This is a genomic window from Pedococcus sp. P2_D9, assembly GCF_056404275.1.
Genome location: NZ_JBFUEI010000004.1, coordinates 485,379 through 502,664 on the forward strand (window position 1 = coordinate 485,379; position 17,286 = coordinate 502,664).

Genomic DNA, 17,286 nt, shown 5'->3' on the forward strand with positions numbered 1-17,286 from the left:
CTCCGAATCGGCGTGTGCCACAAGGGCTTGCGCCTGAGCTGGGGTACCAGGACTCGAACCTAGAATGACGGTACCAGAAACCGTAGTGTTGCCAATTACACCATACCCCAAGGGGGTATCACTTCCAGCGCGCCCGAAGGCCTTCATGGGAGTGAACCGAGACGCGATACTACCGGCCCGTCGGGTGCGTTCCCAAATCGGCTCCCTCGCCGGGGTTTGTCAGGAAGAGGCGAGCTCGTCGTGCAGCCGGTGCAGTCGCGCCAGGGTCGAGGTCTTGCCGAGGATCTCCATCGACTCGAACAACGGCGGGCTGATCCGCTGCCCGGACACGGCGGTGCGCAGCGGGCCGAAGGCGAACTTGGGCTTGATGCCCATCCCCTCGACGATCGCCGACCGCAGTGCCGCCTCGATCACCGCGGCCTTCCAGCCGCTCTCGGAGCCGAGCACGCCCGAACGACTGTCGTCGAGGTCCTCGATGGCCTTGATCGCCGCCCCGAGCACCTCACGCGAGTCGTCCTTGAGCTGGGCGCGCGCGTCCTCGGCGATCTCCAAGGCGTCGTCGGCGGTGTAGAACGGCGCCACCAGCGCGCTCGCCTCGGACAGCAGCGCCATCCTGGTCTGGATCAGCTCGGTGACCTTCTCCAGTCGGGCGAGCTCGCCCAGGCTCGGGTTGCCCGACAGGACGCCGTCACGCTCGAGGTAGGGCAGCAGCCGGGAGGCGAGCTGACCGGTTCCCAGCTCGCGGATGTAGACACCGTTGAGCCACTCGAGCTTCTTGAGGTCGAAGATCGGCCCGACCGGGTTGACCTTGCCCCAGTCGAAGTCGGCGCTGAACTCCTCGAACGTGAAGACTTCCACGTCACTGCCGTCCGCGCCGATGGCGGGTGGATAGGCAAGCAGCGCAAGGAAGTTCACCAGAGCCTCAGGCAGGTAGCCCTGCTCCTTGAACCAGGTCAGCCTGGCGGCCGGGTTCTTGCGCTTGGAGATCTTGGACTTGTCCGTGTTGCGCAGCAGCGGCATGTGGGCGAACGCCGGCGGCTCCAGCCCCAGCCACTGGTAGAGCAGGATGTGCTTGGGAGTGCTCGAGATCCACTCCTCGCCGCGCACGACGTGGGTGATCCCCATCTCGTGGTCGTCCACCACGACGGCAAGGTGGTAGGTCGGGAACCCGTCTGCCTTGAGGATGACCTGGTCGTCCGGGCGGGGCGCCGAGACGCGGCCGCGGATGAGGTCGTCGAACTGCAGCGGGGCGTCCTCGGGGATGAGCATGCGGACGACGGGGGTCTGCGAGAAACCAGGCAGTTCGGCGCGCTCTTCCCGGGTCTTGCCGACGCACAGCCGGTCGTAGCCGGTCGGCTGCTTGAGCTTCTGCTGCATCTCGCGCATCTGCGTCAGTCGCTCGGTCGAGCACCAGCAGTGATAGGCCTTGCCCTCCTCCAGCAGTCGCTCGACGTAGGGACGGTAGGTGTCCAGCCGCTCGCTCTGGCGGTACGGCGCAAACGGCCCACCCACGTCCGGGCCCTCATCCCATCGCAGCCCGAGCCAGTGCAGCGTGTCGAAGACCTGCTGCTCGCTGTCGGCCTGGAACCGGGCCCGGTCGGTGTCCTCGATGCGCAGCACGAACGAGCCGCCCTGCTGGCGCGCGAAGGCGAGGTTGAACAGCGACATGTAGGCCGTGCCGACGTGCGGGTCGCCCGTGGGTGACGGCGCGACGCGGAGGCGGGGTGCGGTGGAGGGCTTCTCAGTCATGGTGCCCCGATTCTAGGGACCACCCACGGACTGGACGTATGCCGCGTGGCCAGCTGCGCGGCATACCTCGCTTCAGGGCCTGCGCGATCGGGCTGAAGTGGTCCTGAAGCGGGTCTTGGGACGGTTCCCCTGTCAGCAAGAACCACCCGGACCGACTCCCTGAGGAGGAGAGAACGATGACCACCACGACCAGCACCCGCACCCCCCAGCCCACCACGACCAGCACCCGCACCCCCCAGCCCACCCCGACCCCGACATCCAGCCACCGGACCCCGCGTCGACTGCGTCGACGCCTCGCCGCCCTCGTCCTCGTCCTCGCAGGCGTCGTCGGACTCGGCACGGTCACCGCGACCTCCGCCTCGGCCGCGACGCCGAGCATCACGCTCGCGGCGACCTGCAACTACCGCACGATCTCCGCCGAGGCCCCCGACCTGCACTGGTGGGGACCCGGCTGGGCGGTCTCCTACCGGTTCAAGGTCTTCGAGTACAACACCTCCGGCTGGGTGCTGCGGACCGTCTACCCCTCCGCTGGCTACCTCTCCACCCGCAGCGGTCTGGGCATGGGAAACGACGTCTTCACCTTCGCGGCCCGCTCCGGCTACGCCTACAACGTCAGCATCGAGATGTACTGGTACTACAACGGCGTGTACCAGGGCTACCAGTACCAGTCCGAGATCCACTCGACCGCCGGGGTCTGGGTCTCCACCTCCCCCACCTGGTGCCGCGTGCAATAGCTCGCCACCACCGAAGCGCCGACAGGCCCCCGCCTGTCGGCCCTTCTGCGTTGTTTGGTGGTGTCTGGGCACCGGGGCTGGTGCCTACCATGAGGCCCTCCGGCGCGGGCCGGGTGGCTGAGCAGCCGGAGGGTCGGTGGAGATCAAGCTCCTGGGCAGCATGCGGGTCCTCGCAGAGGACGGATCCCCCATCGACTGCGGAGGCCCCAAGCAGCGGGCGGTTCTGGCCCAGCTGGCCCTCGAGCCGAACCACACCGTTTCCGTGGACCGCCTGGCGGAGGGCGTGTGGGGGGAGCACGTACCGGAGCACCACCGCCAGAACCTCCAGGTCTACGTCTCGACCCTTCGAAAGGCCCTCGAGCCACAGCGACCAGCCGGGTCGCCGAGCCGCCTGGTCGGCCATGGCGAAGGGTACGAGCTGAGCGCGGCCCCCGACGAGGTCGACGTCTCGCGCTTCCGGGACCTGCTCGCGACCGGCGGCGACGCCCTCGCCGCCGGTCGTCCGAAGGCTGCGGCGGAGCTCGTCTCCCGGGCCCTGCAGGAGTGGCGAGGGGACCCCTTGGCAGACCTCGTGGCGATGCCGTTCGCCGCCGACTGGCTCGAACCCCTCCACCGGGAGCGGCTGCTCGGCCGCGAGCTTCTCGCCGAGGCCCAGGTGGCCCTGGCCCAGCACCAGGCGGCGCTTCCCGACCTCGAGGAACTGACCGAGCAGCACCCCGACCACGAACACCTCTGGGAGCTGCTGGTGACCGCGCTCGCGCGCGCAGGCCGTCAGGCCGACGCCCTCGACGCCTTGCGACGCGCCAGGCATCACCTGGCTCGCGAGCTGGGACTGGACCCCGGCCCAGCCCTGGCATCGCTGGCGGATCGCGTGCTGCACCAGAACCCGGCGCTGCTGGGCACCCGACCTCCCGTGATCCGGGTGGAGCCGGTTCCCGTGCCCCTCGCACCCTCGATCGGGAGGGACGAAGTCATCGCACGCACCGCGGACGCCCTGCGCTCCCGCCGTCTCGTGGTGCTGACCGGGCCGGGCGGGGTCGGCAAGACCCGCACGGCCCAGGAGGCCCTCGCCCTCCGGGACCCGGGACCCGTGACGTGGGTGTCATTCGCCAACGAACCCGTGGACGCATCAGTGGTCGACACGGTCTCACGCACACTGGGCGTCGCCCCTGCTGACCTCGGCGACGTGCTCGACGACGAGCCGATGCTGCTGGCCCTCGACAACCTCGAGCACCTTGCCGACGCGCCGGGCGAGATCCGCGAGCTGCTGGAGCGTCATGGCTCCACGAGCGTGCTGGCGACGTCGCGGGGGCCGTTGGGCATCCCGGGCGAGCACGTCGTCACGGTCCCTTTCCTCGATCCCGGGACCACGGCGCGGCAGCTGTTCGTGGAACGCGCAGGGGCGGTCGTCGCGGGGTACACGGGTGCTTCGGACGGCGAGGCGGTGGTGCAGCTCTGCGAGCGTCTCGACGGACTGCCCCTCGCGATCGAGCTGGCTGCGGCACGAGTCGCGACGCTCCCCCCGCAGGAGCTCCTTGCCCGCCTACCCCTGGTCGAAGAGGTCGGCGTGACCGAGCCCGGCAGCCGCCAGTCCTCCCTCACAGCCCTCGTGCGTTGGAGCCTCGACCTGCTACGTCCCGACGAGCGGGCGGCCCTCGCGGCTCTCGCCGTCCTGGACGGCTCCCCCGACCGCCTCACCGCGTCCGCCGCCGTGGCAGCCGTGGCAGCCGCTCCCTCGGGATCGCCGCACGAGGATGCGCTCCTCGCCATCGAGGCGCTGGTCCGGCACGCCTTGGTGCAGCCCATCGAATCCCCTTCCGGCCGCCGTTTCGGACTTCTGCACACGGTGCGGGCGGTGTGCTTGGCCGATGGAGGGGCCGCCGCACCGGGAGCAGGCGATCCGGACCGCGCGAAGGGTGTCGACGGCGAACGAGCTCGCCAGCACGCTGTCCTGCTGGCGGTGGCCAACCAGTGGCTCGAGGAGGCTGGTCGGGTGGACTTCGAGGAGCTCGTTCCCGAAGAGTTCCTGGCTGCGACCAATGATGACCTGCCCATCCTCCGGCAGGTGGTCGCAGAGCTGGTTGCCACCGCACGACCGGACCGCGCGACCGCCCTCTTGGGGAGCCGACGTCGGGCACTTGCACTCCTGGGACGCCAGGACGTCCTGCTCGACCTCATGAGGACAGTCCTCGCGTCGCGGCACCGAGGACCGTGGCTGCCGAGGGCGCGGGTCGTCGCGGGGAGCGCGTCCTATGTCGTCGAGGGGCCCGAGCTCGCGACCCCGTTGCTCGCGGCCGTCGACCAGCTCGAGCCCTCGGACACGGTGCACCGGGTCCTGGCGCACTGCTTCCGTGCGGTGATCGCCGCGGAGCTCGACGACCATGAGGCTGCGCGAGCCGAGAGTGACCTGGCGATCGCGGTGGCCACGGCCGCGGACCACCGTGGGATGCGACATCGCGCGCACAGTGCCGCAGCCTGGGCGGCCACCCAGCGCCACGACGCAGCCGAGGTCGTGCGCCACGGCCAGATCGGGCTCGAGCTCGCCCTTGACGACACCGAGGCGATCTCGGCCCTCGTGGACCTGGCGCGGGGCCACCTCATGGCGGACGCACCGGCCCTCGCCATCTCCATCGCCCAGGACGCCGTGCGGCGCAGCCGTCGCATGAGCACCGGTTACGCCCTGACCAACGCACTCCAGATCCTCGGCTTCGCCCTGGTGTGCGACGGCCAGTCCGAGAGCGGCCGTGGCGTCCTCGCCGAGTCCATCCGACACTATGACCCGAGCGACCTCGGCTGGCAGCTGGAGACGATTGCTGCGATGGCCATCGCGACGCTGGCGGAGGGCCCGGACGCCGAAGCGGAAGCGCTGCTCCACGACGTCTCGCGGGCGGCGGCGAGGGCGGGGTTGGGCGAGTCCGCAGTCCCGGTGGAGCTGCAGGACCTGGCCGCCCGGCTGTCCGTCGGCCCGGTCGGGCCCGTGGGCGGACCGGCCCCGTCCATCGCAGAGCTGAGGGACCGCGCCCTCGACGACTCACCGTCCGGCGCCCCGGTGGGCGCCGCCTCGGACCGCTGACCGCACACGCGAGGTATGCCGCGTGGCAGGCCCCGCGGCATACCTCGTCTCAGCGGCGCACGAAGGTGTTGCTGAGCGTGCCGATGCCCTCGATCTCGACCTCCACCCGCTGACCTGCCTCCACGAGGCCGACACCGGCGGGCGTGCCGGTCAGGATGACGTCTCCGGGCAGGAGCGTGAAAGCCGAGCTGACGTACGAGACGAGGGTCTCGACGTCGAAGACCATGTCCGCCGTGGTGCCGTCCTGGCGGGTCTGGCCGTCGAGACGGGTCTGGATCCGCAGGTCGCTGACGTCGAGCTCGGTGCTGATCCACGGACCGAGCGGCGTGGACGTGTCGAAACCCTTGGCGCGGGCCCACTGCCCGTCGCCGCGCTGCCAGTCGCGGGCGGTGACGTCGTTGGCGCAGGTGTAGCCGTAGACGACCTCCTTCACGCGCTCCCGTGGCACGTCCTTGGCGATCCGGCCGATGACGACTGCGAGCTCGCCCTCGTAGGAGATCTCCTCCGCCCCAGCGGGCATCACGATCGGGTCGCCAGGGCCGACGACGGCGGTGTTGGGAACGAGAAACATCATGGGCTGGGCCGGCGGCTCGCCGCCCATCTCCTTGGCGTGGTCGGCGTAGTTGCGACCGATGCCGATCACCTTGCTGCGCGGGATGACGGGCGCGAGCAGCCTTGCGTCGGCCAGCGCAACCTGCTCGCCCGTGAGCACCAGGGGCTGGTAGAGCGGGTCGCCCTGGACCTGGGCGATGAACTCGCGACCCGGCTCCCCCTCGACGATGCCGTAGGCCGGGTCCTCACCTGTCGTGTATCTCGCGATGCGCACCCGACGAGCCTATCGGGGCGACGTGGTCGTCCCGGGCGCGGGAGAGGTCGGGGAGGTGCGGCTCAGCGCCGCGAGAACTCGCGACGGTAGCGCTGGGGGGAGGTGCCTACGACGGTCTGGAAGTGGGTGCGCAGCAACGCTGCCGACCCGAACCCGCTGTGCGACGCCACCGACTCCACGGGGAGGTCGGTCGACTCGAGCAGCTCGCGAGCGCGCAGCACTCGTTGCTGGACGAGCCACTTGTGCGGCGTCGTGCCGGTCTCGGCGACGAAGCGGCGGGCGAAGGTGCGCTCGGACATCATCGCGAGGCGAGCGAGGTCCGGGACCGTGTGGGGGGCATCGAGGTTATCGGTGATGTGGTTGAGCACCGGCTGCATGCTCTCGCAGTCGGTCTCGGGCAGGGGCGCCTCGACGTACTGGCGCTGGCCGCCGTCGCGCTGCGGAGGGACGACCATGCGGCGGGCGATGCGGGTGGCCACCGTCGACCCCAGCTCGCGACGGACGAGGTGGAGCACGGCGTCGATGCCTGCGGCAGTCCCGGCCCCGGTGACGATCTGGCCGTGGTCGAGGTAGAGCACGTCCATGGAGACCGTGGTCTTGGGGAACCGACGGGCGAACGACTCGGCGTAGCGCCAGTGCGTCACCGCGGTCAGTCCGTCGAGCAGCCCGGTCTCGCCGAGGATGAACGACCCCGTGCAAATCGACAGGATGGTGGCGCCGCGGGCGTGCGCGCCGCGGATCACGTCGAGCAGCTCCTCCGGATATGTGTCGCGGACCCCGCCTGCAGGCATCACCACGAGGTCGGCATCCAGGGCGTCCTGCCACTGGTGCGTCGGCGTCAGCGCGCCACCGCTCGTCGTGGGGACAGCTACGCCGGCGGTCTCGCCACACATCATGAAGGTGAACGGCGGCACTCCGTCGTCGGTGCGGTCGAGCCCGAAGACCTCGCACGCGATGGCGGTCTCGAACATCGCGACGGGGTCGGTGATGAGCGCTGCAATGGTGGACAGGGCCATGGGCGACAGTATGGCAGAAAAACTGCCCTCAGCGACAGTTCTGCCACTCGTGTCTGGAATCGGTTGAGCGCATGATTTCAGTCATGACCATCATCCTGCTCCTGGCATTCGTCACTGCGCTGGTCTTCGCCGTCGAGCGACACCACCGCCGCACCTGGTCGCTCCCGCACGCACCGCACGGATCCGACTCAACCATCGCCTTCACCGACCTCGACCACGACTGGGACCGCGTCCTGCACGACGCCGAGGCGCGTTCCTGACGCGCAGGCCACTCGCCCCGCACCTTCGGGCGAGTGGCCGAAAGTTCGGGGCTGGCAGCGCGATCAACGCCGACTTTCGGGCGAGTGGCCGAAAGTTCGGAAGCGTATGCCGCGCGGCTAGCCTTGGTGACCATGGTCGCCAAGGTGCTCGAGCCGTCGGTGTGGCTGGCGCTCGAGGCCCAGCACGCCGACCGCGTCGACGCGGCCACCTCGGGTCATCGAGAGCGTCGCCAGAGCGGCGTCGCCCACCCGGTCGAGGACTTCCTCTTCACGTACTACCCGTTCAAGCCGTCGCAGCTGCGTCGCTGGCACCCCGGACCCGGCGTGGTCCTCGAGGGCGCCGCGCACCTGGACCGCGGCGCGTGGCGGTTCTACCGCGAGGTGGACGGTGGCACCCAGCTGGACGCCGCGGCATACCTCGAAGCGCGCGGCGCCACGGTCGAGTTCGTGCGGCGGCTCGTGACGGCGACGCACGCGCGGCCGGCGCAGCTCGGGTGCTTCGGCCTGCACGAGTGGGCGATGGTCTACCGGCAGCCCGCCGAGGAGGTCCGCCACGCAGCCTGGCCACTACGGCTCGGCCCGAGGGGCACCGACGAGGTCGTCGACGGCCTGCAGATCAAGTGCACCCACTACGACGCGTTTCGCTTCTACACTCCCGCGGCCCGGTCGCTGAACCTCCTCCAGCCGACCAGGGAGGACCAGGTGGCGCTCGAACAGCCGGGGTGCCTGCACGCCGGTATGGACCTCTACAAGTGGTGCATGAAGCTGTCGCCCGCCATCCCGAGCTCGCTGGTGATGGACTGCTTCGACCTCGCCCGTGAGATCCGCGAGCTCGACATGCGCGCCTCGCCCTACGACCTGAGCGCCCTCGGCTACGTCCCGGTCGCCATCGAGACACCGCAAGGCCGAGCGGAGTATGCCGCCGCCCAGCGCGACTTCGCCACGCGCGGCCAGGGCCTGCGGGAGCGACTCCTGCAGGCCCTGGACGCGATCAGTGGGGACTACTCGGCCGCCGTGCTCGAGTCGGCTGAGGCGCCGGCGTCGGTCGGCGTGTCGACCGGGGTGACGTCGACGCTGCCCGTCTCGTCCTCCGCGAGGATGCGGTAGAGCGAGCGGCGAGCATCGGCGAGCACCTGCTGTGCGGCGTCGAGCTGGGCCGGCTGGCCCGCGACGACGACTTGTTCGACGGCGACCACCAGCTGGCCGATCTCACGGCGCATCTCGCGGAACCCGCGACGGGGAGTGGTCGCGTCGACAAACGCCTGCGCGAGCTCGTCGCCGTGGCCTTCCGCGTAGGCGCGGCCGTCGTCGGTCAGTGCGAAGACCTTGCGACGCGGATCGTCGTCGGACTCGTCGGGGGCGATCAGGCCCTCCTCGTCGAGCACGCGCAGGGCCGGGTAGACCGACCCGGGACCCGGCTGCCACGAGCCGTCCGAGCGCTCGGCGATGGCGGTGATGATGCCGTAGCCGTTCATCGGCTCCTCCGCGAGGAGGGCGAGGATCGCGCGTCGGACGTCACCGCGACGGCCGCGACGTGGTCCGCGACCCCCGCCGCGAGGGCCGCGGCCCTCGCCACTGAGCCCCCTGCCGGAACCGGCACCCGGGCCGAAACCGGCACCCGGGCCGAAGCCCGCGCCGGGTCCGAAGCCGGCGAACTCGCCGCGGCCACGGCGGGGTCCCCCGTGGTGGCCGTGACCGGGGTGACCGGACTCGCCGGAGCTGCTCCCTCGACGGGGGTGGGACATCTGGATGTTCAGGTTCATGCGATTCATGGGTTCTCTCCTACGAATGGGGGTGCGGGGGCCGTCGCTCTGGTGGACGGCTCTCTCTCGCACAATCGACAGTCTGTCGTCGATATATCGAATGATGCACTCGTCGATATATCGATGTCAAGTCCCACTCTCGACCTCCACCCTCGACCTCCACCTCTCCGGCCCGGCTCCGGGCCACGGACCGGACCCGTGCGCGCGCTCCTGCGGCGGCCCGTAGGCTGACCTACCGTGTCGAAAGTTCTGACGTCCCTGCCTGTTGGTGAGCGTGTCGGGATCGCCTTCTCGGGTGGTCTGGACACCTCTGTCGCCGTTGCCTGGATGCGGGAGAAGGGGGCGATCCCCTGCACCTACACCGCGAACCTGGGCCAGTACGACGAGCCCGAGATCGACACGGTCCCCGACCGCGCCGGGCAGTACGGCGCCGACCTGGCGCGCCTGGTCGACTGCCGGCCCGCGCTCGTGGAGGAGGGACTGTCCGCCATCGCGTGTGGTGCGTTCCACATCCGCAGCGGCGGCAAGACCTACTTCAACACCACCCCCCTGGGCCGGGTCGTCACCGGGACGCTGCTGGTGCGTGCCATGAAGGACGACGGTGTCGACATCTGGGGCGACGGCTCCACCTTCAAGGGCAACGACATCGAGCGGTTCTACCGCTACGGCCTGCTCGCCAACCCGGCCCTGCGCATCTACAAGCCGTGGCTCGACGCCGACTTCGTGAGCGAGCTCGGCGGCCGCAAGGAGATGTCGGAGTGGCTGCAGGCCCGTGACCTCCCCTACCGCTCGAGCACCGAGAAGGCCTACTCCACCGACGCCAACATCTGGGGCGCCACCCACGAGGCCAAGACCCTCGAGTTCCTCAACGAGAGCATGGAGATCGTCGAGCCGATCATGGGCGTCGCGTTCTGGGACGAGTCAGTGGCAATCGCCACCGAGGACGTCACCGTGCGGTTCGAGCAGGGGCGCCCGGTGGCCATCAACGGCCAGACCTTCCCGGACGCGGTGTCCCTCGTCGACGAGGCCAACAAGGTCGGCGGACGCCACGGGCTCGGGATGTCCGACCAGATCGAGAACCGCATCATCGAGGCCAAGAGCCGCGGCATCTACGAGGCCCCCGGCCTGGCCCTGCTGTGGATCACCTACGAGCGACTGCTCAACGCGATCCACAACGAGGACACCATCGCCAACTACCACGCCGAGGGCCGTCGCCTCGGTCGGCTGCTCTACGAAGGCCGCTGGCTCGACCCGCAGTCACTCATGCTGCGCGAGTCGCTCCAGCGCTGGGTCGCCTCGGTCGTCACCGGAGAGGTCACCGTCCGGCTGCGCCGGGGCGACGACTACTCGATCGTCAACACGACCGGTCCCGCCTTCAGCTACCACCCGGAGAAGCTCTCGATGGAGCGCACCGAGGGAGCGGCCTTCGGCCCCGTCGACCGCATCGGCCAGCTGACGATGCGCAACCTCGACATCGCCGACTCCCGGGCCAAGCTCGAGCTGTATGCCGCGCAGGGCCAGCTCGTCGCCCGTCACCAGGACCTCGTGGGCGATCTCGAGCCCGGTGGTGCCAAGGCCATCTCGTCGAATCCCCATGCAGCACAGGCCGACTCCGACGACGACGCACTCGACCGCGCGGCCATCGAGTTCGGCACCGACTGACCACCACAGACACCCCGGCGGTCGGGTGGGCTATCTGACGGGGACGCCCGCCCGCACGAGTCCGTAGGTGACACCGTCCACGAGTGCCTGCCAGGACGCCTCGATGATGTTGCCCGCGACGCCGATGGTCTCCCACGACGTCGAGCCGTCGGACGTCTCGATGAGCACCCGGGTCACCGCGTCGGTGCCGTGGGCCGCGTCGAGGATGCGCACCCGGTAGTCGATCAGCTCGAGCTTGTCGAGCTCGGGGTAGGCCGGGGCCAGTGCTCGGCGCAGCGCGTGGTCGAGAGCGTTCACGGGACCGTTCCCCTCGCCGGTCGCCACGACCCGCTCGCCGCCCGCGACGAGCTTGACCGTTGCTTCGGACAGGGCGGTCTCGCCGCCGCCACGGGCATCGGTGATGACGCGCCAGGACTCGACCTCGAAGAAGTCGTAGCTCGCGTCCTCGACCTCCCGGCGCAACAGCAGCTCGAAGGACGCGTCGGCCGCGTCGAAGGTGTAGCCGCGCAGCTCGAGGTCCTTCACCTTGGCCAGCACCCGGGTGAGCAGGTCCTTGTCGTCGGAGAGGTCGTAACCCAGCTCGCGGCCCTTGAGCTCGATGCTCGCGCGACCAGCCATGTCCGACACCAGCATCCGCATGTCGTTGCCCACGTGCTGCGGGTCCGTGTGCTGGTAGAGGTCGGGGTCGATCTTGATGGCGCTGGCGTGCAGCCCGGCCTTGTGTGCAAAGGCACTGGCACCGACGTAGGGCTGACGCGAGTAGGGCGGCACGTTGGTGATCTCGGAGATCGCGTGGGCGATGCGCGTCGCCTCGCGGAGCCGTCCGCTGTCGAGCATCGGCAGGCCTCGCTTGATCTGCAGGTTGCTGACCACCGTGAGGAGGTCGGCGTTGCCGGTGCGCTCGCCGTAGCCGTTGATGGTCCCCTGCACGTGGGTCGCCCCCGCGTCGACCGCCGCCATCGAGTTGGCCACCGCACAACCGGTGTCGTTGTGGCAGTGGATGCCCACCCGGGCAGCGGTGGTGCTGACGACGTCGGCCACCACGTCGGCGACCTGGTTCGGCAGCATGCCGCCGTTGGTGTCGCAGAGCGCGACGACCTCGGCGCCGGACTCCATGGCGGCACGGATGACCTCCAGCGCATAGGCCCGGTCGGCGGCATACCCGTCGAAGAAGTGCTCGGCGTCGAGGAAGACGCGACGCCCCTCGCCGTGGAGGAAGGAGACGGTGTCGCGCACCATGGCGAGGTTCTCCTCGAGGGTGGTCCGCAGGGCCGACTCCACGTGGCGCACATGGGATTTCGCCACGAGGGTGACGACGGGGGCACCGGAGTCGACGAGGGCACGGACCAGCGGGTCGTCGGCCGCGTTGCCGCCGACCCGCCTGGTCGCGCCGAAGGCCGCGAGGGTCGCGTTGCGCAGCGTCAGCTCGGTCCTGGCGCGCGCGAAGAACTCGGTGTCCTTCGGGTTGGCGCCCGGCCAGCCACCCTCGATGAAGCCGACGCCGAGCTCGTCGAGGTGCAGGGCAATGGCCAGCTTGTCCGACACGGAGAGGTTGAGCCCCTCCTGCTGCGCACCATCGCGCAGGGTGGTGTCGTAGACGTGCAGGTCGCTCATCGCGGTGTCCTCATCGGTTCGGTCTCGCCTCGGTGGTACAGCAGTTCCTGGTGGTCATTCTCCCCGGCATCGCGCCCGCTGCCGGGCGGGGATGGTGCTGGCAGCGGCTGACAGACAGTGCCTGACAAACGAAAAGACCCCCCGGGTGTGGGAGGTCTGCGCGACGAGGGAGTTCTCGTCGCGCTAGTCGATAATCACCATGGTGGTGGCCATGTGCCAGGACGTCACGGTGCAAGAGTGACAGGGCGGTCCGCCTGTTGGCATCCCCCGTCCAGATGATGGTCAGCTCGTCGACGAGATGTGCCGCGCGGCCGCGTCCACCAGCGCGGCGAACAACCGCGGGTCGTCGCCTTCCTCCGGATGCCACTGGACAGCCAGCCGGAACCCGGCCGCCGGGTCCTCCATCGCCTCCAGCGTGCCGTCTTCCGCCCAGGCGGCGGCGACGAACCCGGGATGGGTCAGCACCGACTGGTGGTGGTAGCTCGGCACGACCGTGGAGTCGCCCAGCAGCGAGTTCACCCGCGTCCCGGCCACGGTGGTCACCGCGTGGGCACCGTAGGCCCCCACGTGGGGCGAGTGGTCCTGGTGGCCCACCCGGTCCGGCACGTGCTGCTCCAGGTCGCCTCCGGCGGCCACGGCCATGACCTGCATACCCCGGCAGATCCCGAGGAGTGGCACTCCCTCCTCGGCGGCGGCCGCTGCCAGGGCCAGCTCCATGGCGTCCCGGTCCTCCCGGGGCTCCTGGGCCGCTGGGTGGCGCTCGCGGGCATATCGCGAGGGATCGACGTCGGCCCCCCCTGCGATGACGAGGCCGTCGAGTCGCGAGAGGATCTCCGCGGCAAGGCCAGGGTCGCCGTCCGCCCGCGGCGGGATGATCACGACGACCCCGCCGGCCTGCTCGAGCTTGCGGATGTAGGAGTACGGAACGGTGGCGCTGGGAACGTCCCGCCAGACAGTACGGGACACCGGCTCGACGTAGCAGGTCAGCCCGATCACGGGGCGGCTCACGGGGCGGCGGCTCACGGGGTCCTCATCGGGTGCTCACAGGGGCGCTCGTTCTCACAGCGGGGTGACGTACGCGCCGCTGATCCCGCCGTCGACGAGGAACTGCGAGGCCGTGATGAAGCTGGACTCGTCACTGGCGAGGAAGAGGACCGCGTTGGCGATCTCCACCGGCTCGGCGAACCGGCCGACCGGGATGTGCACCATCCGCCTGGCCGCCCGCTCGGGGTCCTTGGCGAACAGCTCCTGCAGCAGTGGCGTGTTGACCGGCCCGGGGCAGAGGGCGTTGACCCGCACCCCCTCGCGGGCGAACTGCACGCCCAGCTCACGCGACATCGACAGCACGCCGCCCTTGCTGGCCGTGTAGGAGATCTGGCTCGTGGCGGCACCCATCACCGCGACGAAGGACGCGGTGTTGATGATCGAACCCCGTCCCTGTTCCAGCATGTAGGGCAGGGCAGCCTTGCAGCACAGGTAGACGCTGGTGAGGTTGACCTCCTGCACCCGGCGCCACGCGTCGAGCCCGGTGGTGAGGATCGAGTCGTCGTCGGGAGGCGAGATCCCGGCGTTGTTGAACGCGACGTCGACGCTGCCGAACTTCTCCTTGGCCGTGCGGAACAGCGCCTCGACCTCCTCGGGGTCGGTCACGTCGCAGTGGACGTAGGCACCCCCCAGCTCCGCGGCGATCGACTCCCCCGCGGCGTCGTCGAGGTCGCCGATCACGACCGTGGCGCCCTCCTCGGCAAACCGTCGCACCGTCGCGAGCCCGATGCCGCTGCACCCGCCCGTGACGACGGCCACCCTGCCCTGGAGCCTGCCTGCCATGAAGTGTCCTCTCAGCTGTCAGTGGAGATGAAGACGTTCTTGACCTCGCTGAACGAGTCGAGGGCGTCCGGTCCGAGCTCCCGGCCGAGGCCGGACTGCTTGAAGCCCCCGAAGGGGGTGGAGTACCGCACGCTGCTGTGCGAGTTGACCGACAGGTTGCCGGCCTCGACCCCGCGCGCCACCCGCAGCGCCCGACCCACGTCGCGCGTCCAGATCGAGCCGGACAGCCCGTATGCCGTGTCGTTCGCCTTCGCGACCGCGTCGGCCTCGTCGTCGAACGGCATCACGGCGACCACCGGCCCGAAGACCTCTTCCTGCCAGACGCGGTCGGTCGTGGCTCGGGGCAGAACGACCGTTGGCGGGTACCAGTAGCCGGCGCCTTCGGGCGCCCCACCCCGGAAGGCAACCTCGACCGGCTCGGGCGACTCCTCGACATACGACCGGACGGTCTCGCGCTGACCCGCGCTGATGAGCGGACCCATCTCGGTGCCCTCGTCGCCTGGTGCGGCGACCACGACCCCGGCCACGGCCGGCTCGAACAGCTCCATGAACCTGTCGAACACGCTGCGCTGCACCAGGATCCGGCTCCGTGCGCAGCAGTCCTGGCCGGCGTTGTCGAAGACGCCATACGGGGCCGTGGCTGCAGCCTTCTCGAGGTCGCTGTCGGCGAAGACGATGTTGGCGCTCTTGCCACCGAGCTCCAGGGTGATCCGCTTGACCCGGTCGGCCGCGCCACGCATGATCCGCTGCCCCACGGCGGTCGATCCCGTGAAGCAGATCTTGCGCACCGCGGGGTGCGTGACGAACCGCTCGCCCACGACCGACCCCTTGCCCGCGACCACCGTGAACACGCCCTCGGGCAGTCCAGCCTCGAGGGCCAGCTCACCGAGTCGCAGAGCCGTCAGCGGGGTGAGCTCAGCAGGCTTGAGCACCACCGTGTTCCCTGCTGCCAACGCCGGGGCGAATCCCCACCCGGCGATGGGCATCGGGAAGTTCCACGGCACGATGATCCCGACCGTCCCCAAGGGTTCCTTGAAGGTCACGTCGATTCCGCCCGCGACGGGGATCTGCCTGCCGAAGTGGCGTTCGGGTGCGGCGGAGTAGTACGTCAGGACGTCGCGGACGTTGCCTGCCTCCCAGCGCGCGTTGCCGATGGTGTGGCCGGCGTTGGCCACCTCCAGCCGGGCCAGCTCCTCGAGGTGGTCGTCCACGACCTCCGCGAACCTGCGCAGCAGCCGGCCCCGGTCGGCTGGAGCCAGGGCGCGCCAGGCGGGGCCGGCAGCCTCTGCTGCGGCGATCGCCGCGTCGGCGTCCTCGACCGAGGCCAGGCTGACCTCCGTCACCACCGCCTCTGTTGCGGGGTTGAGAACCTCGTGGATCGTCGCGCTCACAGCCGCTCGAACCCCCGGACCCGCTCCCAGTCGGTGACCGCCGCGTTGAATGCGGTGAGCTCGATCTTGGCGGCGTGGGCATAGTGCTCGACCACGTCGTCCCCCAGCGCGGCTCGGGCGACGGGCGAGGCGACGAACAGCTCACGCGCCTCGCTGAGCAGCGAGGGCACGCGCTCCTTGTCGGAGGCATAGGCGTTGCCGCCGAACGCCGGCTCGAGCGGGAGCTCCTCGCGTATGCCGTGCAGCCCGGCGGCGAGCATGCCCGCCACCGCGAGGTAGGGGTTCACGTCGCCCCCGGGGACCCGGTTCTCGACGCGGAGCCCGGCACCGTGCCCGACGACCCGCAGCGCGCAGGTCCGGTTGTCCGTGCCCCAGGCGATGGCCGTGGGCGCAAAGGAACCGGGCTGGAACCGCTTGTAGGAGTTGATGTTCGGTGCGTAGAGAAGGGTGAAGTCCCGCATGGTGGCCTGGATGCCTGCGACGAAGTGCTCGAAGACGAGTGAGCGTCCACCCTCGCGGTCCTCGTCGGCGAAGACCGTTTCCCCACCGAGCCCTCGCAGTGACAGGTGGATGTGGCAGGAGTTGCCCTCGCGCTCGTCGAACTTGGCCATGAAGGTCAGCGACTGCCCGTGCTTGGCGGCGAGCTCCTTGGCAGCCGTCTTGTAGACGACGTGGTTGTCGCAGGTCCGCAGCACCTCGTCGTAGAGGAAGGCGATCTCGTGCTGTCCTGGGTTGCACTCGCCCTTCGCGCTCTCCACGGTCACGCCCGCGGCATACATCTCGTTGCGGATCTCGCGCAGCAGCGGCTCGACCTTGGTGCCGCCGAGGATCGAGTAGTCCACGTTGTAGCGGTTGGCGCCGGTCATGCCCTGGTAGCGCCGGTCCCAGCCCTGCTCGAAGCTCTCCTCGAACACGATGAACTCGAGCTCGGTGCCGGTGAGGGCCACGAAGCCGAGCTCGGCGGCCGCGTCGACCTGGGCCTTGAGGACCGACCGTGGTGACGGGCGCACCGGCCCGCTGCCGTCGAGCCAGGACAGGTCGCACTGGACGGTGGCCGAGTAGGGCTGACCTGGCGTGCGCCGCAGGGTCGACAGGTCGAGGTCGAACATCATGTCGCCGTAACCGCGTTCCCAGGAGCTGATCGCGTAGCCGTCGACGGTGTTCATGTCGACGTCCACGGCGAGCAGGTAGTTGCACCCCTCGGTGCCGTGCCCGAGGACCGAGTCGAGGAAGAACTGGCTGTGGATCCGCTTGCCCTGCAGCCGTCCTTGCATGTCCGTGAAGGCCACGATGATCGTGTCGATGGTGCCCGCGGCGATGTCCGCCTTGAGCTCGTCGACGGTGAGCTGGGGTGGTGTGGTCATGGCGTCT

Annotated in this window: 14 protein-coding genes and 1 tRNA gene; 5 read left to right on the top strand and 10 right to left on the bottom strand. The window is 69.9% G+C overall.

Annotation, left to right across the window (positions count from 1 at the left end; all coding sequences use genetic code 11):
- Window positions 1-38: 38 nt before the first annotated feature.
- Together AC1DXJ_RS09675 and gltX are read right to left on the bottom strand one after the other, a co-directional pair.
- Window positions 39-110: transfer RNA gene (locus tag AC1DXJ_RS09675), tRNA-Gln, on the bottom strand.
- Between the two features lie 109 nt (window positions 111-219).
- Window positions 220-1,749, bottom strand: coding sequence for a glutamate--tRNA ligase (gltX, locus tag AC1DXJ_RS09680; RefSeq protein WP_477615523.1), 1,530 nt, complete (start codon window positions 1,747-1,749; stop codon window positions 220-222).
- A gap of 176 nt (window positions 1,750-1,925) precedes the next feature.
- On the opposite strand from gltX, the gene AC1DXJ_RS09685 reads away from it, so the two are divergent.
- Window positions 1,926-2,483 carry a hypothetical protein gene (locus tag AC1DXJ_RS09685; protein WP_477615524.1) on the top strand — a complete coding sequence of 186 codons (558 nt, stop codon included), beginning with the start codon at window positions 1,926-1,928 and terminating at the stop codon, window positions 2,481-2,483.
- Between the two features lie 136 nt (window positions 2,484-2,619).
- On the top strand, window positions 2,620-5,556 hold the full coding sequence (locus AC1DXJ_RS09690) for an AfsR/SARP family transcriptional regulator (RefSeq protein ID WP_477615525.1): 2,937 nt from the start codon (window positions 2,620-2,622) through the stop codon (window positions 5,554-5,556).
- Between the two features lie 49 nt (window positions 5,557-5,605).
- Here the strand turns inward: AC1DXJ_RS09690 and AC1DXJ_RS09695 are convergent, their stop codons facing one another.
- Both AC1DXJ_RS09695 and AC1DXJ_RS09700 read right to left on the bottom strand, forming a co-directional pair.
- Entirely contained in the window at window positions 5,606-6,382 is a 777-nt protein-coding gene (locus tag AC1DXJ_RS09695; protein ID WP_477615526.1) for a fumarylacetoacetate hydrolase family protein, read from the bottom strand.
- Window positions 6,383-6,444: 62 nt separating this feature from the next.
- Window positions 6,445-7,398: a GlxA family transcriptional regulator gene (locus AC1DXJ_RS09700; RefSeq protein WP_477615527.1), complete on the bottom strand. Its 954-nt coding sequence runs from the start codon at window positions 7,396-7,398 to the stop codon at window positions 6,445-6,447.
- An 83-nt stretch (window positions 7,399-7,481) separates the two neighbouring features.
- On the opposite strand from AC1DXJ_RS09700, the gene AC1DXJ_RS09705 reads away from it, so the two are divergent.
- Together AC1DXJ_RS09705 and AC1DXJ_RS09710 are read left to right on the top strand one after the other, a co-directional pair.
- A complete protein-coding gene (locus AC1DXJ_RS09705; protein WP_477615528.1) occupies window positions 7,482-7,658 on the top strand; it encodes a hypothetical protein in 177 nt (58 codons plus the stop codon).
- A gap of 132 nt (window positions 7,659-7,790) precedes the next feature.
- Entirely contained in the window at window positions 7,791-8,765 is a 975-nt protein-coding gene (locus AC1DXJ_RS09710; RefSeq protein ID WP_477615529.1) for a 3-methyladenine DNA glycosylase, read from the top strand.
- On the opposite strand, the gene AC1DXJ_RS09715 is transcribed toward AC1DXJ_RS09710, so the two are convergent.
- Complete coding sequence (locus AC1DXJ_RS09715; protein WP_477636872.1) at window positions 8,660-9,430, bottom strand: PadR family transcriptional regulator; 771 nt, start codon at window positions 9,428-9,430, stop codon at window positions 8,660-8,662. The genes AC1DXJ_RS09710 and AC1DXJ_RS09715 overlap by 106 nt on opposite strands.
- Before the next feature lie 228 nt (window positions 9,431-9,658).
- Here AC1DXJ_RS09715 and argG point away from each other — a divergent pair, with 228 nt between their 5' ends.
- Window positions 9,659-11,083: an argininosuccinate synthase gene (argG, locus tag AC1DXJ_RS09720; protein ID WP_477615531.1), complete on the top strand. Its 1,425-nt coding sequence runs from the start codon at window positions 9,659-9,661 to the stop codon at window positions 11,081-11,083.
- 30 nt (window positions 11,084-11,113) lie between these two features.
- Here argG and cimA read toward each other — a convergent pair whose 3' ends face one another.
- From cimA to AC1DXJ_RS09745, 5 genes are all read right to left on the bottom strand, one after another.
- Complete coding sequence (gene cimA, locus AC1DXJ_RS09725) at window positions 11,114-12,697, bottom strand: citramalate synthase (protein ID WP_477615532.1); 1,584 nt, start codon at window positions 12,695-12,697, stop codon at window positions 11,114-11,116.
- 282 nt (window positions 12,698-12,979) lie between these two features.
- Window positions 12,980-13,720 carry a gamma-glutamyl-gamma-aminobutyrate hydrolase family protein gene (locus AC1DXJ_RS09730; protein ID WP_477615533.1) on the bottom strand — a complete coding sequence of 247 codons (741 nt, stop codon included), beginning with the start codon at window positions 13,718-13,720 and terminating at the stop codon, window positions 12,980-12,982.
- 36 nt (window positions 13,721-13,756) lie between these two features.
- Window positions 13,757-14,524, bottom strand: coding sequence for a 3-oxoacyl-ACP reductase (locus tag AC1DXJ_RS09735; RefSeq protein WP_477615534.1), 768 nt, complete (start codon window positions 14,522-14,524; stop codon window positions 13,757-13,759).
- A gap of 11 nt (window positions 14,525-14,535) precedes the next feature.
- Entirely contained in the window at window positions 14,536-15,915 is a 1,380-nt protein-coding gene (locus AC1DXJ_RS09740; protein ID WP_477615535.1) for an aldehyde dehydrogenase family protein, read from the bottom strand.
- Window positions 15,912-17,279, bottom strand: a complete 1,368-nt coding sequence (locus tag AC1DXJ_RS09745) for a glutamine synthetase family protein (protein WP_477615536.1) — start codon at window positions 17,277-17,279, stop codon at window positions 15,912-15,914. The genes AC1DXJ_RS09740 and AC1DXJ_RS09745 overlap by 4 nt, the downstream gene beginning before the upstream one ends.
- Window positions 17,280-17,286 lie beyond the last annotated feature (7 nt).

Excerpts from the sequence above, each read along its gene's own strand:
- gltX (WP_477615523.1), bottom strand. The coding sequence starts at position 1,749 with ATGACTGAGAAGCCCTCCACCGCACCCCGCCTCCGCGTCGCGCCGTCA.
- AC1DXJ_RS09685 (WP_477615524.1), top strand. The coding sequence starts at position 1,926 with ATGACCACCACGACCAGCACCCGCACCCCCCAGCCCACCACGACCAGC.
- AC1DXJ_RS09700 (WP_477615527.1), bottom strand. The coding sequence starts at position 7,398 with ATGGCCCTGTCCACCATTGCAGCGCTCATCACCGACCCCGTCGCGATG.
- AC1DXJ_RS09705 (WP_477615528.1), top strand. The coding sequence starts at position 7,482 with ATGACCATCATCCTGCTCCTGGCATTCGTCACTGCGCTGGTCTTCGCC.
- AC1DXJ_RS09710 (WP_477615529.1), top strand. The coding sequence starts at position 7,791 with ATGGTCGCCAAGGTGCTCGAGCCGTCGGTGTGGCTGGCGCTCGAGGCC.
- AC1DXJ_RS09715 (WP_477636872.1), bottom strand. The coding sequence starts at position 9,430 with ATGAATCGCATGAACCTGAACATCCAGATGTCCCACCCCCGTCGAGGG.
- cimA (WP_477615532.1), bottom strand. The coding sequence starts at position 12,697 with ATGAGCGACCTGCACGTCTACGACACCACCCTGCGCGATGGTGCGCAG.
- AC1DXJ_RS09735 (WP_477615534.1), bottom strand. The coding sequence starts at position 14,524 with ATGGCAGGCAGGCTCCAGGGCAGGGTGGCCGTCGTCACGGGCGGGTGC.
- AC1DXJ_RS09745 (WP_477615536.1), bottom strand. The coding sequence starts at position 17,279 with ATGACCACACCACCCCAGCTCACCGTCGACGAGCTCAAGGCGGACATC.